We start from the raw sequence: 21,942 nt of genomic DNA, 5'->3' as shown, positions 1-21,942 counted from the left end.
TTCTTTTTAATAAGAGCTTGAAATGTTTCTCAATCTTATAGCCGCTTGAGAGAAAACTTCAATCGTTTTATCAATTTCAGCTTCCGTGTTAAAACGGCTCAATGAAAGCCTGATAGCGGTATGAGCTAATTCCTTACTCGCTCCAATCGCTACCATGACAGGATTAGCCTCTAAATCCTCACTCGCGCATGCACTCCCTGTGGAAGCGGCGATATTAGAGCGATTCAAATCCCACAGCATGGCCTCTCCTTCAATCCCTCTCACGCTGATTAAAGTCGTGTTAGGCACACGATGGATTCGATCGCCTACCACCATCACATCAGGGATTTTCAAAAGCGCTTCTTCTAATTTATCACGCAACTTCCCTACCACTTCTTTTTCATAGTCTAAATGCTCTACGGCTAATTTCATCGCTTCGCCCATGCCCACAATATAAGGCACATTCAAAGTCCCGCTGCGCCTGCCATTCATATGCTCCCCGCCATGAAAAAGAGGGGTCAATCCCACCCCACTTCTAATATACAATCCCCCAATGCCTTTAGGCCCATGAAACTTGTGCGCACTAAAAGAAAGGAAATCTACATTCGCTTTCAACACATCTACAGGGATTTTACCAATCGCTTGCACCGCATCGGTATGGAACAACACGCCCTTTTCTTTACAGATAGCCCCAATTTCTTCAATAGGGAAAATGAGACCGGTTTCATTATTCGCCCACATCACGCTCACTAAAGCGGTTTTTTCTGTGATCGCTTCTTTGACTTGATCGGCGGTGATACTCCCATGCTCATTAATAGGCAAGTAAGTAACCTCCACCCCCAAGCTTTCTAAAAAATTACAAGTGGATCGCACCGCCGGATGCTCTGCAACCGTGGTTACAATATGGTTTTTGCCCTTTTTCAAACATTCATCAAAATACACGCCCTTTAAAACCCAATTATTGCTTTCTGTCGCGCAAGAAGTGATGATCACATCATCTATATCCCTAGCGTTAATGCCCTTATAAAGCTTATCCAATGCTTCTGCAATGGCCGGGTGGGTTTCTGTGCCAAACTGGTGTAACGAGCTAGGATTCCCATAATGATCCCTTAAAAAAGGATCCATGATCTCTTTAACTTTAGGGTCAATCCTAGTCGTAGCGTTATTGTCTAAATAAATTCGTTGTAACAAATGCGTGTTCTCCTTAAAAATTTTACATAGATTTTCTTATCTAGGTCTAAATTATGATTAAATACAAGATATTTTCTTAATTTTAACTTAAAATAAGATGAATTTTTGAAAACATTTTGAGAAATGCGAACATCCTCCTATCAAAAACCAACAACAGCCACTATCAACCCGCTTAAGGTTTTTTAAGGGGTCTCCCACGCCTGTCTTTTAAAGCGTCTATCCCCCCTTGTTGGTAACGCTTCTCCCACACATAGAGTTTTTGCAATTGCTTCGCTACTTCTTTTTTAGTGGGCTTAATGCCCCTAAGGTTATAAAGAGCAGTAACCATAATGGGCTTTGGGACATTAAACCTTTGAATAAATTCCAAACAATCTTTTTTGAGCTGGGAGTCTTGCTTGTTTTTAGTAATATCCACATGGCTTAAATATTGCAACACATAAAGGCGTTTTTCTTCATCTTCTTGCGCGATTTCTGGGGCTAACTCCATCCCTTGACTAACGCTTTTAAAAAACTTATTTGAAGCCTCTTGGGTGGGATAAACGCTCAAATAAGCTTCTAGTAAAGAAATCACTCTTTTTTGCTGTTCCAATAGTGCGTCTATCTTGGCACTCAAACGATTTATTTTACTTTCCATGCGTTCAATACTAACCACTAAAAATAAATAGCTATTTAATCATTAAAAATGATTATTCTAATACCATGCTCTTAAATTAAGATGTGTTTTTATGATCATGCTACAATAAAAACGCAAAATGATTTCAAAGAAAAAAGGCTTAAAATGAAAACTTTTGAAGTAATGATTCAAACCGATTCAAAAGGGTATTTGGACGCTAAATTTGGCGGTAACGCCCCTAAAGCGTTTCTCAATTCAAACGGCTTACCCACTTATTCGCCTAAAATCTCATGGCAAAAAGTAGAAGGCGCTCAAAGCTATGCGTTAGAACTCATCGATCATGATGCGCAAAAAGTGTGCGGCATGCCGTTTGTCCATTGGGTCGTGGGCAATATTTCTTACAATGTTTTAGAAGAAAACGCTTCCATAATGGATAAAAGGATTACTCAAGGGGTCAATTCGCTCACTCAAGGCTTTATCCGTTCTCCTCTTAGTGAAAGCGAAAAACAACGCTCCAATCTCAATAACAGCGTCTATATCGGTCCCATGCCCCCTAATGGCGATCACCATTACTTGATTCAAGTGTATGCCCTAGACATTCCTAAACTCGCCTTAAAAGCCCCTTTTTTCTTAGGCGATTTGCATGACAAAATGCGCAACCATATCATTGCCATAGGGAGAAAGGAATTTTTATACAAGCAGTTTGTAAGGAAATAAGCTATAAGCTTGTAGGTTTAGTTCAATGAACTTGTTTAACCTTAATATTCTTTCATTTTTTTAAAAAGTGGGGTTTTATGCAACCCTAACGAGATGGATTATAACGCTAAAAATTAAAACTAAAAGCACCAAAAGCTAATTTAACACGCATTAACTCCTTATCAAACCATTCATTCAACGCTACCTATAATTTTTAAAACGATCCCTAACTTCCTTATCTAACGCTAGCACTTCATCTAAAGTAGAAAGCTTGAAAGATTTTTTAGCATACAATTCTAAGGCTTGAGAAATGATTTGGATAAAGCCTCCAAAGGCGATTTCTTGATTTAAAAACTTCTTCATCGCCACTTCATTGCTCGCATTCAGCACCACGCCAAGCTTTGGATTTTCCAACAACAAGTCTTTATAACGCCACAAAGTGTAGCGCTCCATGCTAATGGGTTCAAATTTAATCGCGCTTAAAGCGTATAGATCTAAGGGCTTAATGGAAGCGTTCAAGGAAGCTAATTTGGGGTTAATGGCATAGCTTATGGGTAGTTTCATGTCCGCGCTCGCTAAATGCGCGATGACAGAGTTGTCTTCAAACTCCACCAAAGCATGCACGATAGAGCTTCTTTCAATGAGCGCATCAATCTTTAAAGACGCGCCAAAAAGCCAATAGGTTTCTAGGATTTCAAAAAGCTTATTGACCATGCTCGCTGAATCAATGGTGATTTTAGATCCCATGCTCCAATTAGGGTGCTTGAGCGCGTTTTGTGCGTTTTGAATAGGAATAAATTCTAAAGGCGTGTCCCTGAAAGCCCCACCACTCGCGCTAATGATTAAAGATTTAGGCTTTAAAGTCTTGTTTTGCAACAACGCCCATAAACCAAAATGCTCGCTATCAACGGGCGTGATTTGTGAAATGTCTAATAAATGCCCCGCGCTCACCAAGCTCTCTTTATTCGCTAGGGCTAGTTTTTTGTTCCTTTGCAAGCTTTTAAAGCTCGCCTTTAATCCTGCCACGCCCACAATAGCGTTAAGGACTAAATTTGAGGCACACTCCTCTATCATCGCGTCAATGCCGTCTAACCCCACAAACACTTCCGCACCCAAAGGCTCTAAATTATTCAAATCGTTAGGATCTAAAACCGCCACTTTCTTGGGTTTGAAAACTTTGATTTGCTCATTGATTAAAGCGATATTTTTCCCACAGCTTAAGGCCTCTATTTCTACCTTGAATTTTTTTGCGATTTTTAGGGCGTTTTTCCCAATAGAGCCGGTGCTTCCTAAAACAACCATTCAATCCCCTAAAAACACCGCTGTCTCTTTCCAAACTTCTAAAAAATACAACAACGCATGCAAGCCTAAAGCCCCAAAAAGCATGGAATCCAACCGGTCTAAAACGCCCCCATGCCCGGGTAAAATCTTACCGCTATCTTTGATCCCGACCCTTCTTTTCAAATAGCTTTCATACAAATCCCCAAACACCGCCACAAGAGCGATTAAAAAACTAAATAGAAGCGCCATAAGAAAGCCTCCGCTCAATTTCCCCATGCCCACAAACGATCCTAAAACGCTTGCCAAAACAACGCCAATCAACGCACCCTCTAAGGTTTTATTCGGCGAAGTGGGCGTGAAAGGGGTTTTGCCTAAAAGCTTGCCTCCAAAAAACGCCCCCACATCGCTTGCCGCCACCACGACTAAAAGCCAAATGATCGCCACTGCACCAAAATCCTTATAAACCCCAAAAAGCGCAAAAAACCCAACGCCCGGGTATAAAAAGGGTAAAATGGCTTCGCTATGGTGCGCTTTTTGATAAGCGATAACACTAGCCATGACCATGGCACTGATAAGAGTGCATTCTATGGGGCGCCCGTTAAAATACGCCACTACCCATGACAACACTAAAATGAAATACAGGCTAAAGCTCGCTTTAACTTGAAACAATCTTAACGCTTCAGAAAATCCTACCGCATAAATCCCCCCTAAAACCGCCCAAAACAACAACAAATTGTCCGCATACAAAATCAAGCCTGCTACAATGATTAAAACAAACCCTGTAATGTAACGAGATTTTTCTTTAAATAACTCTTCTTTCACTTTTTTCCTTAATCAATTAAATATTAACGAAACCAAAAAATAGCTAAACATGCTAATCAAAACAACGCCCACCAAATTAAGCCACAAACCGGCTTTAATCATATCCGTTATTTTAACATACCCAGAGCCATAAGCTATCGCATTGGGTGGGGTGGCCACAGGGAGCATGAACGCGCAAGTCGCGCTCAAGGCTACAGGAATGGTCAATAACAAGCTCTGATGGTTTTCATAACCCATGCCCATCGCCACTCCCCCAATCACCGGTAAAAACGCGGTAGCGGTGGCGGTGTTAGAAGTGATTTCGGTTAAGAAAATGACCATTAAAGTGACCATGACAATGATGAATAAAATCGGTAAATGCGAAAAGCCAGAGACTAAATGCCCGATCCACAAACTCAACCCGGTTTTAGAAAATTGCGCACTCAAGGCTAACCCGCCGCCAAATAAAAGCAACACATCCCAAGGGAGTTTTTTAGCAACACCCCAATCAATGAGCCTATCGCCCTGATTGTTAGCGGGCAAAATGAATAAAAGCGCAGAAACCCCCATAGCGATCACGGAATCAATTTTATCTATTTTAATGCCCCAAGATTTTAAAATCGTATCTAAAAAAATCCACCCTAAAGACGCTAAAATAAAAATAACGCCCACAGAGATTTCCGCCTGACTCAAACGGCCTAGTTTGTTTAACTCTGATCTAACGACTTCCTTACCCCCTGGGATTTCTTTAATCTTTAAAGGGAAAATCACATAAGTGAGCAAGAGCCACGCTAAAATGAGCATGATAAAGGCTAACGGCGTCCCAAACACCATCCACTGAGCGAAATCAATTTCAATATTGAAAGCGGTTTTCATATAGCCGGCTAATAAAGCGTTAGGCGGCGTGCCAATCAAAGTGCCTAAAGAGCCAATAGAAGCAGAATAAGCGATGCCAAGCATCAAGCAAATGCTGAAATTCGTGCGATAAATGATCGTCTTTTCTTGAATGACTTGGGTAATATCTTTGCCCTTATGCACGATATTGCCCATAATACCCCCATGCGCCTTGGTGATTTCTTCTTTTTGATACCATGAATTAGAGGCGTTTTCTTTACCCACCAGTTTAGCGACTAATTGCAAAACGCTCATGCCAACAGGAAACATCATCACCGCCGTTGCGGTATTGCTCACCCACATAGACAGAAAACCTGTAGCGATCATGAAACCTAAAATCAACCTCCTAGGGCTTGTGCCTACTAATAAAATAATGCTTAAAGCGATGCGCGTGTGCAAGTTCCATTTTTGCATGCTTAAAGCTAAAATAAACCCTCCCATAAAAAGAAAGATAATGGGCGATGCGTAAGAAGAGCTGACGCTAGAGAATTGATCCACGCTAAAGACGCTAAAAAGCACCAAAGGTAAAAGCGCGGTTGCGGGCAAATCAATGGCTTCAGTCATCCACCATATCCCCATTAAAACAGCCACCCCAGCCACAACAGGCATCGCCTTATAATTTAAAGAACTGAGCTTGGGGATTTCTTCTACAATATGAGGCATTTGAACATTGAGCGCATAGTAGATAACAAGCGCGATTAACGCTCCCCCTATGAGACCCAACAAACGCACGATCTTAGTGCTTTTATCATCGGTGTGCGTATCGGTATGCGTATTGGCATGCGAATGATTTTCCATTTTATTTTACCCTTTAAAATTACTAACCTACATGCTACAATAAAACTTTTTCAAAACTAAGATTTTAGAAAAATCATATCAAAATAGGAAAAAGAGTGGTAAAAGAAAGTGATATTTTAGTGGTTGGTGGGGGGCATGCAGGCATTGAAGCGAGCTTGATTGCGGCTAAAATGGGGGCTAGGGTGCATTTAATCACCATGCTCATAGACACGATCGGTTTAGCGAGCTGTAATCCGGCCATTGGGGGCTTGGGTAAAGGGCATTTGACTAAAGAAGTGGATGTTTTAGGGGGGGCTATGGGGATTATTACGGATCATAGCGGTTTGCAATATCGTGTGTTAAACGCTTCTAAAGGGCCGGCGGTTAGGGGGACTAGAGCGCAAATTGATATGGACACTTACCGCATTTTTGCAAGAAATCTCGTTTTAAACACCCCTAATTTGAGCGTCTCTCAAGAAATGACCGAAAATTTAATCCTTGAAAACGATGAGGTAGTGGGCGTAACCACGAACATTAACAACACTTATAAAGCTAAAAAAGTGATCATCACCACAGGCACTTTTTTAAAAGGGGTGGTGCATATTGGCGAGCACCAAAACCAAAACGGGCGCTTTGGGGAAAACGCCTCTAATTCTTTAGCCTTGAATTTAAGGGAGCTTGGCTTTAAGGTGGATCGCTTAAAAACCGGCACTTGCCCAAGAGTGGCGGGCAATAGCATTGATTTTGAAGGCTTAGAAGAGCATTTTGGGGACACAAACCCTCCCTATTTCAGCTATAAAACCAAAGATTTTAACCCCACCCAACTCTCATGCTTTATCACTTACACTAACCCCATTACCCACCAAATCATTAGGGATAATTTCCACCGAGCCCCCCTATTTAGCGGTCAAATTGAAGGCATAGGCCCAAGGTATTGCCCTAGCATTGAAGATAAGATCAACCGCTTTAGCGAGAAAGAACGCCACCAGCTGTTTTTAGAGCCTCAAACCATCCATAAAAGCGAATATTATATCAACGGCTTAAGCACCTCTTTGCCCCTAGATGTGCAAGAAAAGGTCATTCATTCTATCAAAGGCTTAGAAAACGCCCTCATCACGCGCTATGGCTATGCGATAGAGTATGATTTTATCCAGCCCACAGAATTAACCCACACTTTAGAAACCAAAAAAATCAAAGGGCTTTATTTGGCCGGGCAAATCAATGGGACTACCGGCTATGAAGAAGCGGCGGCTCAAGGGCTTATGGCTGGGATTAATGCGGTATTAGCCTTAAAGAATCAAGCCCCCTTTATTTTAAAGCGCAATGAAGCTTATATCGGTGTTTTGATTGATGATTTGGTTACTAAAGGCACGAATGAGCCTTACAGGATGTTTACCAGCCGAGCCGAATACCGCTTGCTTTTAAGAGAAGACAACACGCTTTTTAGATTGGGCGAACATGCCTATCGTTTAGGGCTTATGGAAGAAGATTTTTATAAGGAATTGAAAAAAGACAAGCAAGAGATACAAGACAATCTCAAACGCCTTAAAGAATGCGTCCTTACCCCTAGTAAAGAAGTGTTAAAACGCTTGAACGAATTAGACGAAAACCCTATCAATGACAAGGTTGATGGCGTTAGCCTTTTAGCACGCGATAGTTTTAATGCAGAAAAAATGCGCTCCTTTTTCAGCTTTTTAGCCCCCTTGAACGAGCGGGTTTTAGAGCAGATTAAAATTGAATGCAAATATAATATTTATATTGAAAAGCAACACGAAAATATCGCTAAAATGGACAGCATGCTCAAAGTTTCTATCCCTAAAGATTTTGTGTTTAAAGGCATTCCAGGCCTTAGCTTAGAAGCGGTAGAAAAATTAGAAAAATTCCGCCCCAAAAGCCTTTTTGAAGCCTCAGAAATCAGCGGGATCACCCCGGCGAATTTAGACGTTTTGCATTTATACATCCATTTGCGAAAAAACTCTTAAAGGATTTTTAATGAACGCTTTAGAAATCACCCAAAAGCTCATCAGCTACCCCACCATTACGCCCAAAGAATGCGGTATTTTTGAATACATTAAATCGCTTTTTCCTGCTTTTAAAACTCTAGAGTGTGGAGAAAATGGCGTGAAAAACCTTTTTTTATACCGCATTTTTAACCCCCAAAAAGATCATGCAAAAGAAAAGCATGCAGAAGAAAGGCATGTAAAAGAAAAGCATGCAAAAGAAAATGTTAAGCCCTTGCATTTTTCTTTTGCAGGGCATATTGATGTCGTGCCTCCTGGAGATAATTGGCAAAGCGATCCCTTTAAACCCATTATTAAAGAGGGATTTTTATACGGCCGTGGGGCACAAGACATGAAAGGGGGCGTGGGGGCGTTTTTGAGCGCGAGTTTACATTTTAACCCTAAAACCCCTTTTTTGCTTTCTATGTTACTCACAAGCGATGAAGAAGGGCCAGGGATTTTTGGCACAAAACTCATGCTAGAAAAACTCAAAGAAAAAGATTTGCTACCCCATATGGCGATTGTGGCTGAACCCACTTGCGAAAAAGTCTTAGGCGATAGCATCAAAATTGGCCGAAGAGGCTCTATTAATGGCAAACTCATTTTAAAAGGCGTTCAAGGGCATGTGGCTTACCCGCAAAAATGCCAAAACCCTATTGATGCGCTCGCTTCGGTTTTGCCTTTGATTTCAGGAGTTCATTTAGACAATGGCGATGAGTGTTTTGACCCTTCAAAATTGGTTATCACCAACTTGCACGCAGGGTTAGGGGCTAATAATGTGACTCCAGCAAGCGTAGAAATTACCTTTAATGCGCGCCATTCTTTAAAAACCACCAAAGAGAGTTTGAAAGAATATTTAGAAAAAGTTTTAAAAAGCGTGCCTCACACTTTAGAATTAGAGTCAAGTAGTTCGCCTTTCATCACGGCTTCTCATTCAAAGCTTACCAGCGTTTTAAAAGAAAATATTTTAAAAACATGCCGCACCACCCCCCTTTTAAACACCAAAGGCGGCACGAGCGATGCGCGATTTTTTAGCGCTTATGGTATAGAAGTGGTGGAATTTGGCGTTATTAATGACAGGATCCATGCCATTGATGAAAGGGTGAGCTTGAAGGAACTAGAGCTTTTAGAAAAGGTGTTTTTGGGGGTTTTAGAGGATTTGAGCGAGAATTAGAATCAAGAGGCATTCAATAAGGCTTCAATCGTCAATATTTGGTTACAATCATAAAGGATTACATTTTTTTAATAGGAGATATATCATGCTAGGAAGCGTTCAAAAAACCCTTTTTGGGGTCTTGTGTTTGGGTGCGTTGTTTTTGAAGGGGTTAATGGCAGAGCCAGACGCTAAAGAGCTTGTGAATTTAGGTATAGAGAGCACAAAGAAGCAAGATTTCGCTCAAGCTAAAACGCATTTTGAAAAAGCGTGTGAGTTAAAAAATGGCTTTGGGTGTGTTTTTTTAGGGGCGTTCTATGAAGAAGGGAAAGGAGTGGGAAAAGACTTGAAAAAAGCCATCCAATTTTACACTAAAGGTTGTGAATTAAATGATGGTTATGGGTGCCGCCTGCTAGGCAATTTATACTATAACGGACAAGGCGTGTCTAAAGACGCCAAAAAAGCCTCACAATACTACTCTAAATCTTGTGAATTAAACCATGCTGAAGGGTGTACGGTCTTAGGAAACCTACACCATTATGGCGTAGGTACGCCTAAGGATTTAAGAAAGGCTCTTGATTTGTATGAAAAAGCTTGCGATTTAAAAGACAGCCCCGGGTGCATTAATGCGGGATACATGTATGGTGTAGCAAAGAATTTTAAGGAGGCTATTGTTCGTTATTCTAAAGCATGCGAATTGAAAGATGGCAGGGGGTGTTATAATTTAGGGGTTATGCAATACAACGCCCAAGGCACAGCAAAAGATGAAAAGCAAGCGGTAGAAAACTTTAAAAGAAGTTGCAAATTAGGCGTTAAAGAAGCATGCGACGCTCTCAAGGAATTAAAAATAGAACTTTAATTTTAATGAAGTTAAGCTAAAGGCTGCGTTTAGCTGGCTTTTACGCTTTTTAATATTTTAAGGAAAGCATAAACCCTACAGAATAATCATTTTTAATGATCATAAAAAGCTTTTATCGCACCCATTCATTGCCGTTTTTAGATTGGCACTTGAAGGGTTTAAGCGAGTTTGTTCAAACCCTTAAAAGGGTTTTTAATCTCCTACAACGCTTTCAACAGCACGCTATTTAGGCGCTCATTAAAACTTTTAGCGTCTTTTAAGGCCCCTTTTTCTAAAAGCTTTGCCCCATCATAGAGCAACCAGATAAAAGCGCTCAACTGCTCTTTATCTTCGCATTTTAAGAGTTTTTGCAAAATCGCATGGTTAGGGTTTAATTCTAAAGTTTTCTTGCTTTCAGGCACGCTTTGGCCCATTTGGCGCATCCAATTAGCCATCATCACATTTTGTTCATCGCCTATTAAAGCCACCGCTGAAGTGAGATGATTGGAAAGCTCTACGCCTTTAATCTCATCTTTAAGATTTTCTTCAAACGCTTTCATTAAATCTTTAAACTGATCTTTTACCTCATCACGGATTTCTTCCAAACCAAGCTCTTTCAAACTCTCGCTATGGCTAGCGTCTTTAAAGGGCGTTTTATCGTATTCATTCACGCCTGGCATCACAAACGCATCAATTTCATCGCTCAATAACAAAACATCATAGCCTTTTTGAGCGTATTTTTCTAAAAGCGGGGACGCCTTTAGTAAGTCTAAATTTTCGCCTAAAAGGTAGTAAATGCTTTTTTGATTTTCTTTTAAATTTTCTTTGTATTCTTTTAAAGAGATCAATTTTTCTTTGTCTTTAGAATAGAATCTTAACAATTCTAAAAGTTTTTCTTTGTTTTCAAAATCCCCATACAAGCCTTCTTTTAACACTTTCCCGAAAGGCTCATAGAATTTATGGTAATTCTTGTTATCCTTGCTCAAGCGCTCAATCTCGCTTAAAATCTTTTTCACTGAAGCCGAACGGATATTGGCTAAAATCTTATTCTGCTGTAAGATTTCACGGCTTACGTTCAAGGGCAAATCTTCGCTGTCAATCACGCCTTTAACAAACCTCAAATAAGAGGGCAACAATTCTTTGTCATCATCAGTGATAAACACCCTTTTAACATAAAGTTTGACCCCGCTTTTATAATCCACCCTAAACAAATCAAAGGGCGCTTTGCTAGGGATGTAAAAAAGCGTTGTGTATTCTAAAGAGCCTTCCACTTTATTATGGATATAACTCAAAGGTTCACTGTTATCATGCGCAAACGATTGGTAAAACTCTTTGTAATCTTTGTCTTTTAATTCGCTCTTATTCATTTTCCATAAAGCGCTCGCTTGATTGATCTGCTCGCACTTTTCTTCTTTAATTTCTTTTTTATTATCCCCTTCGCCCTCAAATTTTGTATCGGTGTAAGTTAAAAAAATAGGGAAAGGGATATGCTCAGAATACTTTTTAACAACGCCATCAATCTCCCAACGGCTCGCAAAATGAGAATCTTCATCTTTTAAAAAGAGGGTGATTTCTGTGCCTTGCTCCTCTTTAACGCATTCGCTGATTTCAAACTTGCCCTTACCATCGCTCACCCATGCATAAGCTTGCTCGCTAGTAACTTTCTTGGTTTGAACGACAATCTTGCTCGCTACCATAAACGCTGAATAAAAGCCCACGCCAAACTGACCAATTAAAGCGCTATCTTTTTTCTTATCCCCACTCAAAGCGCTTAAAAAACTCTTCGTGCCTGATTTAGCGATCGTGCCTAGATGCTCAATGAGATCGTTTTTATCCATGCCTATACCATTATCTTTAATCGTTAAGGTTTTTTTCTGGCTATCAAAACTCAAATGAATGCTAGGCGTGATATTCAGCCCTTTTAATTTTTCATCAGTCAGCATTAAATAATTCAGCTTGTCCAAAGCGTCGCTCGCGTTAGAAATCAACTCTCTTAAAAAAATCTCTTTATTAGAATACAAAGAGTGGATCATCAAATCCAAAAGCTGGTTGATTTCAGTTTGGAAGGTGTATTCTTGATTAGACATTGATCTTTTCCTTTAAATAAAATTTTTAAGATTATACAATAAAAGCGCGCTTAAAAGGGGTATGCTATGGCTTAAAAAATAACATGAAAGAAGGTTTAATTTTTTAAAAACGATAACTCATAGAGCTCATAAAATAGCTTCTGTTTTGAATGGTTTGAGCGAAATTGGGGTTGTAACCGCTTGTAAAAAACCCTACCTTATAGCCCTTATGCATCGTGATTTGATAGCCATTAAACATTAGCATTAAATAGATATGTTTTTTAATGTTATATTTAAAAGTAACCCCTAAGCTTTGCGAATTGGCCCTTGGGGAATAGGTCAATTTCCCATACAATTGCACCAAAAGATTCTTAATACTCTTCCCTATAAAAGCGTTAATGGTCATAGAATTTGCGTTGTAAAAATTGGAATAAGCGTCTTCATAAGGGGTGTCATCTTTAGTGTCATAAAAAGGATCAATTGGTGAGCCGTTCCAGCCTAATTGAGCGCTCCCGTTCCCAAAATTCTTATACACGCTCCAGCCAAAAAGATAAGATCGAAAATGCACCCTTTGAAACACAAACAAACTCGCTGCTTTTTTACCCACTAAAGCGGCTCTGTAATAATCTTTAGACAAATAATCGCTATAAAGGGGGAACCATGCGTAAAAAGTCGTTTGGATGCGCCAACCAGATTTCCAATAAGACTTTGTATCATGGGTGATTTCAAATCCGGGAGCGTTAAAATTCTTAGGGTAAAACCAAATAAAAGGCGCGACCCTAATGTATTTATTTTCGTAAATGAGGTTGAAATTGTGCATGCCGTAGTTGATTTTTTGCTTGTAATTGACAGGGGCGTAAAAATCCCTAATGTATTGCTCATTAGCTAAAGCCCTTCCAAAGGTGCTAAACCACACTATCTTAAACTTTTTCCACCGGTAAAAAACCTCAAACCCTTGATTAAACCCGCTCAAAAACAAAGCCTTAGAGGGGTAACGCCCTAATTTAATCCCAAAAATATCCTTATATTGATAATCTAAATACAAATTGTATAACACATAAGGCCTGGCGTTTTGAGCCTTTTGCTCTCTGGTCCAATTTTGGCTGTGTTGCATCAAATAGCCCTCCCATCGCCCCATGTAATACCAGTTCGCCGGCTGAAACCCTGCCTTAGGGTTGGCTTCATCAATCAAAAATTTCGTGGAATCATAAGCTAGCGCTCCTATTTCGCCCCCCACCCCAAAACCCAGTTTGTGGTTTTCAATCCCTTTAGGGAGCAAACTAGAATCAACTTGTAAAGCCCCGGTAGTGGTTACATAACTCCCTGTAGGATAAATCCCTTTTTTTGAATTGATAACCGACTGATTGAAAGCGATGCGCGAAAATGATCCCACTCTCGCGCTGATTTGATACTCAAAAGCGTTGAGAAAAACCCCATTCAAAGCTAAAAGCCCTAGCCAAACTTTTTGATTAAACATCCTTTTATCAAACACCTTTTTATTGAAGTCTGATATTATGCCATAAACAAACTCGCAAGTTGCCCGCTTATTGTTGTTTTGAAAAAAAAAAAAAAAAAAAAAAAAACGATAAAATCACAAAATATCCCCCTTTTTTTAGCGGGTTCAATTTCAAGATTTAAGGACTATGCATGCAAGAGTTTATCCCTATTGTGGTGGCTTTTGATGACCATTATTGTATTCCTGCTGGCGTGAGCTTGTATTCTATGTTAGCGAACGCCAAACGAGAGAGAGAGAGAGAGAGTAAAACTCTTTTATAAAATCCATTGTTTGGTGGAGAATTTAAGCGCTGAAAATATAGCCAAATTAGAAGAAACGATCGCTCCTTTTAGCGCTTTTTCTAGCATAGAGTTTTTGGATATTACCGATAAAGAATTAGAACCACGCCACAATTACCGCAAACTTGATCCTTTAATAGCGAGTGAAATTAAAAAATTGTATTTAAAACTCAATGCTTTTTCGCAAAAACGCTTTTCTAAAATGATCATGTGCCGTTTCTTTTTTGCTTCCCTTTTCCCCCAATACGAAAAGATGATCATGTTTGATGTGGACACTTTGTTTGTGAATGATATTAGCGAGAGCTTTTTTATCCCCCTTGAAACGCATTATTTTGGGGCTGTGAGAGAAAAAGATTTGATCGCTATGAACAGGAATTCGACTAAGGATTTATACGAATTGCGCCAAATGCACGCAAAAAACATTGGTGTCGCTGACGCTTTCCCTAATTTAAAAGAAGCTCAAATCCTTTTTGACAACTACTTTAACGCCGGATTCTTAGCCTTAAATTTAAAATCATGGCGTAAAGAAAATCTTGAAAACCAATTGATGGGATTTTTCCTTTTGAAAAATGAAAAACTTTTATTTAACGATCAAGATGCTTTGTGTTTTGTGTGCCGTGGTAGGATTTTAGAATTGCCTTATTCATACAACGCCCACCCTAGTTTCCTTGATACGCCCTCATTCCCTAGCATTAAAGAAGCGCGCATGCTGCATTTTTGGGGCGATAAACCCTGGAAACTCTTCAGCGTCATTGGCGCGAAAAAATGGCATGGAGCGTTGATTCAAACGCCGTTTAAAGACGCCTATTTTAACGCTCCCTTTTTGGATCACCTTTTTGAATCCTTTCAAAACAAGGATAATGAGATCAAAAGAAGAGATGAAAGGATCATTGAAGAAGTTCAAGCGGTTCAAGCAAGAGATAAAGAAATCCAAAACAGGGATAAAGAAATCCACGCTCTTAATCAAATCCTGTCTTTTTCAGACAAACGGCATTCTTTTGAATTTCTTCTGCCTAGGCTTTCTTCTAAATTCCTTATAGAATTTTTGCTTTTTAAAGCCAAACAAAAAGTGAAGCGGTTAATTAAAAGGGTTTTTTAAACCCTTTTCAAAATTAATGCGAGCAAGCATGCGTTTGTGTGGGTTGGATGTCCTTATTATCGGCTAATTTTTCCTTTTCTACTCTCTCTAAAAAAACGCTTAAATCTTGTGCCATTTTTTCAAAAATCTTAGCGCTCACGCTATTAGGGTGAGAAATCACAATCGGTTCGCCCTTATCCCCCCCTAAACGCACTTTAGGCTCTAAAGGGAGCTTGGCTAAAATTTGCGTGTTATAAGCCTCTAATAATCCGCTCATGGAATTTGAGCCAAAAATTTCACTCTCTTTCTTGCAATGCTCACACACAAAACTCCCCATATTTTCTACAATGCCCGCAATAGGAATGTGTAATTTCTTAAACATGTCCAAACTCCGTTTAGCGTCATCTAAACTCACTATTTGAGGCGTGGTAACGGTGATTCCTGCGCTCAAAGGCACAGCTTGGGCTAGCGTGAGTTGTGCATCGCCTGTTCCTGGGGGCATATCCACCACCAGCACATCTAAATCCCCCCAAATAATATCGCTTAGCATCTGCTCAATCGCTCGCATAAGCATGGGCCCTCTCCAAATGAGACTCTGCCCTTCATTATACAAAAGCCCCATGCTCATCACAGAAACGCCAAAAGCTTTTAAAGGAATGAGTTTTTTACCGCTAGGATCCATGATCACATCAGCGTTTTGCAAGCCCATCATTCTAGGGATATTAGGGCCATACACATCAGCGTCCAACAACCCCACTTTTTGGTTTAAATTCGCTAAAGCGATGCTTAAATTCACGCTGGTGGTGCTTTTACCCACACCGCCCTTGCCTGAGCTTATCATGACCACATGCTTGATGTTTTTAGCTAGATTTTTAGTGGCGGGCTTTGGGGCTTGGGGCTTTGGCGGGGTTTTAATATCCAAATTCAAAGCTTTTACGCCTATTTCTTGCATCGCTTTGGAGATATTTTCCCTTAAAATTGCGTTCGTTTCTTCAGAGCTTGAGGGGATTTCTATTAAAAGCCCTAATTGATTGTCATGCAAAGCGATGTTTTTGACAAAACCAAAGCTGACAATATCCTTTTCAAAATTAGGGTAAATAATCGTTTTTAACGCGTTTAAGACATCTTCTTGGGTGAGCATTTTAATCCTTAAAATGATAGTATTTGAATTTTCTTTATAGCATGTTTTGTTTAATTTTGCATTATAAATTAAATTTGAGTTTTCAAAAAGGATAGGGCATGAAATTTTATAAGCGTGTTTTGAAATTGCACCATTTTAGGAATTTGGGTAGAAAATCGCCCACAAAATTGCTTTTAAATTCAAGTTTTGAAAAACATGGGGGGTTGGTGATCTTAGTGGGGGAAAATAATGTCGGTAAAAGCAATGTTTTAGAAGCTTTGACAATCTTTAATGATGCGGATATTAAACTTTGTAGTGAAGAAGATTATTTTAAAAACCATAAAAAAGACACCCTTTTAAGTTTAGAAGAAGAAGCAATCCTTGATCACAAAATCACAGGTTTTTCTTGCGTGGATTTGAGGATCCGGACTGAAGAGATTGGCGAGGGATTAAAGGAATTATCAAAAACACTAATCAGTTATCCTTTTGAAAAACATGTAGAAGCTTTAGGGGAACAATGTAGCAACAGCGTTTATATTCCCACTAACAATAACGACTATTCAAATATTTGCACTCTTGTGAGTGATTTTATAAATCTTATAACTTCTTACAATTCATTAGGATTATTTTTACATTTTTACAAAGAAAAATTAAAATTGAGCGAGCTTGTAACTGAATATGCCAACGCAACCAACAATCTGTTTTTCAAAGAATTAATCAAACATGTAAGCGGTAATAGCGAATGGATTAAAAATTTTTGTCAGTGCATCAAAGAAATCATAAAGTGCAATACGCCTGATAAAAAATACAACACAGATGAATTTTTTGTCATGGGGCAACACAAACAAAATCAATTAGCAAAAATTTATTCTTATTTTAAAAAACTTAGTGAAGGTGAAATCAAACCACAAAATGAAGACATCTTAAAAAAGCTAAAAAGTTTAGATGAAATTTTTAAGACTACCGACTTTACAAAATTCACACCAGAAACTGAAGTGAAAGACATTATTAAAGAAATAGATGAAAAATACCCTATCAATGAAAATTTTAAACAGCAATTTAGAACATTCCGGTTAAATATAGGCAACCTTAAAAAGAAAATTAAAAATTCTTTAAAAAACCTTGACAAAATAAGAGAGGATTTTGAGCGAAACAAAGAATCATGGATAAAAGAAATTGGAAATGACTGCAAAAATCAAAAAGTGCTAGAGTTTAATTATGATGTTTTGTTGGATAATATCCAACAAATATGCGAAAAATATATAGCAAGCCATGTTGTTAGCGACGAGTCTAAAGATATTAAATCCATGATGTGTCAGCTTTATTTGAAAAAGATAGATTTATTAGTCAATTCAGAAATCGAACAATACAGATACAGTGATTTTCTTGAATCAGCAAGAAAATTTCTGTGGGAAGACATAAAAACTTTAGATGAAAAGAGTGGCGTTCATTTGTTCCCTAAAAATATTGGTGAAATCAAAGATAAATTTGAAGCAAACAAGGAAAAAGTCAAACAAAGCAAAAACTATTTTGAGTTCGCAGAATATTGCCGAGAGTGTAACCCTTATACAGCGTTTCAAAACTTAAGAAATAAAGTTCAATTCCCTTTAAGCGGTGGTTTATCTTATAAGTCTTACAAACTCGTGCCAACCATGAAAGAATACAAAGAGCCAAAAATCACAGATAACGACTTTAAGGCTGTATTATTTACTTGCATTGATTATTCTTCCCCTTCTGAATTTGACCAATGGGATTGGTTCTTTAGAAATTCATTGTTTAGGAAAATGGGCTTTCACCCCAATACAATTTGGAATTTTTTTTTTGAGCATTTTAAAAGATGGTCAAGCGTTACAAATAATAATGTTTGATAAAAATAATGATTTAGTAATCTATGATTCTGAAAAATCGTTCAATATCCCTGAAAAATACTTGCAAGAAATAGACCAAGAATCACTAAAAGAGATCAGACAATCAAAACATCTTTTTCCAATTGAAGTAAAACGCAAATACAATAATAATGTATGTCAATTTGAATTTTTTAAAAAAGACACAAGCCATCTTTTATTTAAGGTAAATTTTACAGAAATATTAGAAAATCTTGCAGAAATCTTGGAATACAACATGCAATTAAAAATAAATTCTTTGATTACAAAAGAATTTAACAGGCTTTTAGCGATCGCTGAAGATAGTTCTCAAGATAGTTACCAATTAAAAATTCATGTCCGACACAATAATAAGCTTTCTGAAGAGAAGGAATACACGGCATATGAAATAAAACTTGAAGTTTATGATTGCAGAAAGTCCCACGAACAAAATAAACCAATCATCTTGAGCCAGCAAAGCACCGGCTTCCAATGGGCGTTTAATTTCATGTTTGGTTTTCTCTACAATGTGGGATCAAATTTTAGTTTTAACAAGAATATCATCTATGTTATGGACGAGCCAGCCACTCATTTGAGCGTGCCAGCTAGGAAGGAGTTTAGGAAATTTTTAAAAGAATACGCTCATAAAAATCATGTCACTTTTGTTTTAGCCACCCATGACCCCTTTTTGGTGGATACGGATCATTTAGATGAAATAAGGATTGTAGAAAAAGAAACAGAAGACTCTGTAATTAAGAATCACTTTAACTATCCCCTAAATAATGCAAGCAAAGACTCCGACGCCCTAGATAAAATCAAACGCTCTTTAGGGGTGGGTCAGCATGTTTTCCACAACCCCCAAAAACACCGAATCATTTTTATAGAAGGCATCACGGATTATTGTTATTTGAGCGCTTTTAAATTGTATTTCAATAAGCATAATCCACAATTCAAAGACAACCCCATTCCTTTCACTTTCTTACCCATTTCAGGGCTTAAAAACAATCCAAACGAGATGAAAGAAACCATTCAAAAACTCTGCGAGTTAGACAACAACCCCATTGTTTTGACAGATGATGACAGGAAATGCGATTCTGACCAAAACGCAACGAGCGAACGATTTAAAAGGGCTAATGAAGAAATGCATGATCCCATCACAATCCTACAACTCTCAGACTGCGATAGGCATTTCAAACAAATTGAAGATTGTTTCAGCGCAAATGATAGAAAAAAATACGCTAAAAATAAGCAAATGGAATTGGCCATGGCGTTCAAAACAAGGCTTTTGTATGGCGGAGAAGACGATGTAATGAGCGAAGAAACAAAAAAGAATTTTCTATACTTATTTGAATGGATAAAGAAAAGAGTGCAATAACCCAACGATTAAAAAAGAATATATCAAATTTGATTATAATACCCCACAAATATTATAAAGTGAAAGGATTTTGATGTTTAAAAAGATGTGTTTGAGCTTGATTGTTATAAGCGGTGTTTGTGTGGGGGCAAAGGATTTGGATTTCAAGCTGGATTACCGCGCGACTGGGGGGAAACTCATGGGGAAGATGACGGATTCTAGTCTTTTAAGCATCACTTCCATGAACGATGAGCCGGTGGTGATTAAAAATCTTATTGTCAATAGGGGAAATTCATGCGAAGCGACTAAAAAAGTAGAACCCAAATTTGGCGATAAGTTTAAAAAAGAAAAACTCTTTGATCATGAATTAAAATACTCGCAACAGATATTTTACCGCCTGGATTGCAAGCCTAACCAATTGTTAGAAGTTAAAATCATCACAGACAAGGGCGAGTATTACCATAAATTTTCCAAATAAAATTTGGTTTTTGTTCTAATGGGGTGTTGGTAATGAAGTTTAAAAACGCTAAAAACTTTTTTAATATCAAAAAGTTTGTTTAGCAAACGATAGCTTCTTGTAATGCGGTATTATGGGGTTAGGGGGGATTTAGTTGGGGGTTAAAGGGATATTAAAGCACAAAATATCCCCCTATCCCTTTAAGAGTTTGCCATAAAACAAAGCAACCAAAGCCCCCTTTTTTAAAAAAACAGACTAAAGAATATTAATTTCTATATTGGGTTCTCAATTGGTTGTTGGTTGAGTTTTTGGTTGAGACGCTACTAGTCATTGGAAGAATTGGTTTCAAAAAAATATAAAAATTAAAGCGATAACTGAACCAATTATATAAGGAAAAAATATTATTATAGCAACTAGAATAGAGCCGAGATATTCAACGAATTTATCCCATATTCTACTAAAAAACCATCACTCTCAACTTCATCATCATCAGTATCGCCTTTAAATGCCATTATGGTAGCTCTAATAGCTGTTAATACTAACCCAATAAGAACAATAGGCATTAAAATAACTACTAGCCCCTAATCCTTATCTGTCTTTTACTTTAAAATAATTTCTGCTATAAGAAATAAAATCCCTAAAGAAACCCCTTTTATGGAGTCCCTTTTTGAGCTTGCTCTAAAGCCATTTGCGCATGCTTGCAATCCTTTTTAAAAGACTTCGTGATAAAATTAACCTTAAGCGTCGAATCAAAGGCTTGATGGCATTTTTTAAGCTTGTGATCGCGCTCTTGTGGGTCTTGCAAGTAATATTTCACTGAATGCACAAAACTGAAATGAAACCCCATAGGAGGGATACGGCTATCTGGCGTGCCTTCACAAAAATCGCTGCAATAACTGCTTTGCGACTTTAACCCCCCCAACACCACTAAAAATAAAAAAATCACCTTTTTCATCAATACTCCTTCAATCTTTTCTTAACTTCCTCCAAAATACACCAACGCTGAACCCCAAGTCAATCCCCCACCAAAAGCGTCTAAAAGCATTAAATCGCCCTTTTTCAAGCACCCCTCTTCATAAGCTTCACCCATAGCCATAGGGATACTGGCTGCTGAAGTGTTGCCGTATTTATGCACGGTTAAAACCACTTGCTCATCTTTAAAATCCAAATGCTCCCGCACCGCTTGAATGATCCTAAAATTAGCTTGATGCGGGATAAACAAACGCACATCTTCAGGTTTGAGAGCGTTTTTTTCTAAGATCATTTCCACATCTTTTAAAAGCGTTTTTACCGCTAGTTTAAACACTTCATTGCCTTTCATGCACAAAAAAGGCTCTAAAGCTTCTTCTTTAGCGTTAAAGGGCGTGGGTTTTAGAGTCCTTGGCGTATAGAGATAATTAGAAAAATTCCCGTTCGCTGAAATCTGCACATCTAAAATGCTTTCTTTTAAACGCTTGGTTCTGCCTATCACGCACGCCCCAGCCCCATCGCCAAATAAAATACAAGTCCCCCTATCCTTAAAATCTAGCACGCTGCTCGTTTTTTCTGCCCCCACAATCAGCACATTTTCATACATCCCGCTCTCAACATAAGCCTTAGCCACCGATAATAAATAAATAAAACCCGTGCAAGCGGCTGAAATATCAAACGCCGGCTTGTTTTCAATGCCTAATTTCGCGCTCAACACGCAAGCGGTTGAAGGCATGGCCAAAAAATCAGGGCTTAAAGTCGCCACAACCACCAAATCAATGTCTTTTGGGGTTAAATGCGCTCTCTCTATGGCCTGTTTAGCCGCTATTACCCCTAAATCGCTGCTTTTTTCTTCATCGTTAGCGAAACGGCGCTCTTTGATACCAGTCCTTTTTTCTATCCATTCATCGCTGGTATCCAAAAATTGCTGAAACTCTGCATTTTTCACACACTCGCTTGGAACATGCATCGCAATGGATTTAAGAGAGGCGTAAAATTCCATTCAATCCCCTTAAAAT

At 38.6% G+C, this 21,942-nt stretch carries 16 protein-coding genes and 2 pseudogenes; 8 read left to right on the top strand and 10 right to left on the bottom strand.

Annotation, left to right across the window (positions count from 1 at the left end):
* Window positions 1–6: 6 nt before the first annotated feature.
* Window positions 7–1,170, bottom strand: a complete 1,164-nt coding sequence (locus tag HPOKI112_RS01320) for a NifS family cysteine desulfurase (protein ID WP_025276657.1) — start codon at window positions 1,168–1,170, stop codon at window positions 7–9.
* A 172-nt stretch (window positions 1,171–1,342) separates the two neighbouring features.
* Window positions 1,343–1,804, bottom strand: coding sequence for a helix-turn-helix domain-containing protein (locus HPOKI112_RS01315; RefSeq protein ID WP_014726967.1), 462 nt, complete (start codon window positions 1,802–1,804; stop codon window positions 1,343–1,345).
* A gap of 81 nt (window positions 1,805–1,885) precedes the next feature.
* Between HPOKI112_RS01315 and HPOKI112_RS01310 the strand changes: the two genes are divergently transcribed.
* Entirely contained in the window at window positions 1,886–2,500 is a 615-nt protein-coding gene (locus HPOKI112_RS01310; RefSeq protein ID WP_162471593.1) for a YbhB/YbcL family Raf kinase inhibitor-like protein, read from the top strand.
* 180 nt (window positions 2,501–2,680) lie between these two features.
* Here the strand turns inward: HPOKI112_RS01310 and dxr are convergent, their stop codons facing one another.
* The 3 genes from dxr to HPOKI112_RS01295 are packed head-to-tail and all read right to left on the bottom strand — an operon-like array spanning window position 2,681 to window position 6,253.
* Window positions 2,681–3,781, bottom strand: coding sequence for a 1-deoxy-D-xylulose-5-phosphate reductoisomerase (dxr, locus tag HPOKI112_RS01305; protein ID WP_025276653.1), 1,101 nt, complete (start codon window positions 3,779–3,781; stop codon window positions 2,681–2,683).
* A complete protein-coding gene (locus tag HPOKI112_RS01300; RefSeq protein ID WP_025309609.1) occupies window positions 3,782–4,582 on the bottom strand; it encodes a phosphatidate cytidylyltransferase in 801 nt (266 codons plus the stop codon).
* A 12-nt stretch (window positions 4,583–4,594) separates the two neighbouring features.
* On the bottom strand, window positions 4,595–6,253 hold the full coding sequence (locus HPOKI112_RS01295; RefSeq protein WP_025309608.1) for an SLC13 family permease: 1,659 nt from the start codon (window positions 6,251–6,253) through the stop codon (window positions 4,595–4,597).
* Window positions 6,254–6,348: 95 nt separating this feature from the next.
* On the opposite strand from HPOKI112_RS01295, the gene mnmG reads away from it, so the two are divergent.
* The 3 genes from mnmG (at window position 6,349) to hcpA (ending at window position 10,244) form a co-directional block, all read left to right on the top strand.
* Window positions 6,349–8,214 carry a tRNA uridine-5-carboxymethylaminomethyl(34) synthesis enzyme MnmG gene (mnmG, locus tag HPOKI112_RS01290; RefSeq protein ID WP_025275603.1) on the top strand — a complete coding sequence of 622 codons (1,866 nt, stop codon included), beginning with the start codon at window positions 6,349–6,351 and terminating at the stop codon, window positions 8,212–8,214.
* A gap of 10 nt (window positions 8,215–8,224) precedes the next feature.
* Window positions 8,225–9,406: a succinyl-diaminopimelate desuccinylase gene (dapE, locus tag HPOKI112_RS01285; protein ID WP_025275602.1), complete on the top strand. Its 1,182-nt coding sequence runs from the start codon at window positions 8,225–8,227 to the stop codon at window positions 9,404–9,406.
* An 85-nt stretch (window positions 9,407–9,491) separates the two neighbouring features.
* The gene (gene hcpA / locus HPOKI112_RS01280; RefSeq protein WP_025275601.1) at window positions 9,492–10,244 is read left to right on the top strand and encodes a Sel1-like repeat protein HcpA; all 753 of its coding nucleotides are present in this window, start codon (window positions 9,492–9,494) and stop codon (window positions 10,242–10,244) included.
* A gap of 200 nt (window positions 10,245–10,444) precedes the next feature.
* Here hcpA and htpG read toward each other — a convergent pair whose 3' ends face one another.
* Together htpG and hofA are read right to left on the bottom strand one after the other, a co-directional pair.
* Window positions 10,445–12,310, bottom strand: a complete 1,866-nt coding sequence (gene htpG, locus HPOKI112_RS01275; protein WP_025275600.1) for a molecular chaperone HtpG — start codon at window positions 12,308–12,310, stop codon at window positions 10,445–10,447.
* 103 nt (window positions 12,311–12,413) lie between these two features.
* Window positions 12,414–13,766 (bottom strand): outer membrane beta-barrel protein HofA, encoded by a 1,353-nt coding sequence (hofA, locus tag HPOKI112_RS01270; protein ID WP_025309607.1) that lies wholly within the window; start codon window positions 13,764–13,766, stop codon window positions 12,414–12,416.
* Window positions 13,767–13,936: 170 nt separating this feature from the next.
* On the opposite strand from hofA, the gene HPOKI112_RS08415 reads away from it, so the two are divergent.
* Window positions 13,937–14,065, top strand: a complete 129-nt coding sequence (locus HPOKI112_RS08415; RefSeq protein WP_025309606.1) for a glycosyltransferase family 8 protein — start codon at window positions 13,937–13,939, stop codon at window positions 14,063–14,065.
* Window positions 14,066–14,078: 13 nt separating this feature from the next.
* Window positions 14,079–15,182 (top strand): glycosyltransferase family 8 protein, encoded by a 1,104-nt coding sequence (locus tag HPOKI112_RS01260; protein WP_235181156.1) that lies wholly within the window; start codon window positions 14,079–14,081, stop codon window positions 15,180–15,182.
* A gap of 13 nt (window positions 15,183–15,195) precedes the next feature.
* On the opposite strand, the pseudogene HPOKI112_RS01255 reads toward HPOKI112_RS01260, so the two are convergent.
* Window positions 15,196–16,436 (bottom strand): annotated as a pseudogene (locus tag HPOKI112_RS01255) (Mrp/NBP35 family ATP-binding protein).
* Here HPOKI112_RS01255 and HPOKI112_RS08190 point away from each other — a divergent pair.
* Together HPOKI112_RS08190 and HPOKI112_RS08410 are read left to right on the top strand one after the other, a co-directional pair.
* Window positions 16,401–19,576, top strand: a pseudogene (locus tag HPOKI112_RS08190) (AAA family ATPase). The pseudogenes HPOKI112_RS01255 and HPOKI112_RS08190 overlap by 36 nt on opposite strands.
* Window positions 19,577–19,591: 15 nt before the next feature.
* Window positions 19,592–19,975, top strand: a complete 384-nt coding sequence (locus HPOKI112_RS08410; protein WP_025275595.1) for a hypothetical protein — start codon at window positions 19,592–19,594, stop codon at window positions 19,973–19,975.
* Window positions 19,976–20,606: 631 nt separating this feature from the next.
* Here the strand turns inward: HPOKI112_RS08410 and HPOKI112_RS01240 are convergent.
* Window positions 20,607–20,909, bottom strand: a complete 303-nt coding sequence (locus tag HPOKI112_RS01240; RefSeq protein WP_001877260.1) for a hypothetical protein — start codon at window positions 20,907–20,909, stop codon at window positions 20,607–20,609.
* A 21-nt stretch (window positions 20,910–20,930) separates the two neighbouring features.
* A complete protein-coding gene (gene fabH, locus HPOKI112_RS01235; RefSeq protein ID WP_025309604.1) occupies window positions 20,931–21,926 on the bottom strand; it encodes a ketoacyl-ACP synthase III in 996 nt (331 codons plus the stop codon).
* Window positions 21,927–21,942: the final 16 nt, after the last annotated feature.

It is taken from the genome of Helicobacter pylori oki112, assembly GCF_000600085.1.
Classification (GTDB): Bacteria; Campylobacterota; Campylobacteria; order Campylobacterales; family Helicobacteraceae; genus Helicobacter; species Helicobacter pylori_CY.
This window is presented reverse-complemented; position numbering and strand designations above follow the sequence as displayed.

What these genes read in the sequence shown, in the direction of transcription:
- HPOKI112_RS01315 (WP_014726967.1), bottom strand. Translation starts at nt 1,804, where the DNA reads ATGGAAAGTAAAATAAATCGTTTGAGTGCCAAGATAGACGCACTATTG.
- HPOKI112_RS01310 (WP_162471593.1), top strand. Translation starts at nt 1,886, where the DNA reads ATGTGTTTTTATGATCATGCTACAATAAAAACGCAAAATGATTTCAAA.
- dxr (WP_025276653.1), bottom strand. Translation starts at nt 3,781, where the DNA reads ATGGTTGTTTTAGGAAGCACCGGCTCTATTGGGAAAAACGCCCTAAAA.
- HPOKI112_RS01295 (WP_025309608.1), bottom strand. Translation starts at nt 6,253, where the DNA reads ATGGAAAATCATTCGCATGCCAATACGCATACCGATACGCACACCGAT.
- dapE (WP_025275602.1), top strand. Translation starts at nt 8,225, where the DNA reads ATGAACGCTTTAGAAATCACCCAAAAGCTCATCAGCTACCCCACCATT.
- hcpA (WP_025275601.1), top strand. Translation starts at nt 9,492, where the DNA reads ATGCTAGGAAGCGTTCAAAAAACCCTTTTTGGGGTCTTGTGTTTGGGT.
- htpG (WP_025275600.1), bottom strand. Translation starts at nt 12,310, where the DNA reads ATGTCTAATCAAGAATACACCTTCCAAACTGAAATCAACCAGCTTTTG.
- hofA (WP_025309607.1), bottom strand. Translation starts at nt 13,766, where the DNA reads ATGTTTAATCAAAAAGTTTGGCTAGGGCTTTTAGCTTTGAATGGGGTT.
- HPOKI112_RS08415 (WP_025309606.1), top strand. Translation starts at nt 13,937, where the DNA reads ATGCAAGAGTTTATCCCTATTGTGGTGGCTTTTGATGACCATTATTGT.
- HPOKI112_RS08410 (WP_025275595.1), top strand. Translation starts at nt 19,592, where the DNA reads ATGTTTAAAAAGATGTGTTTGAGCTTGATTGTTATAAGCGGTGTTTGT.
- HPOKI112_RS01240 (WP_001877260.1), bottom strand. Translation starts at nt 20,909, where the DNA reads ATGAAAAAGGTGATTTTTTTATTTTTAGTGGTGTTGGGGGGGTTAAAG.
- fabH (WP_025309604.1), bottom strand. Translation starts at nt 21,926, where the DNA reads ATGGAATTTTACGCCTCTCTTAAATCCATTGCGATGCATGTTCCAAGC.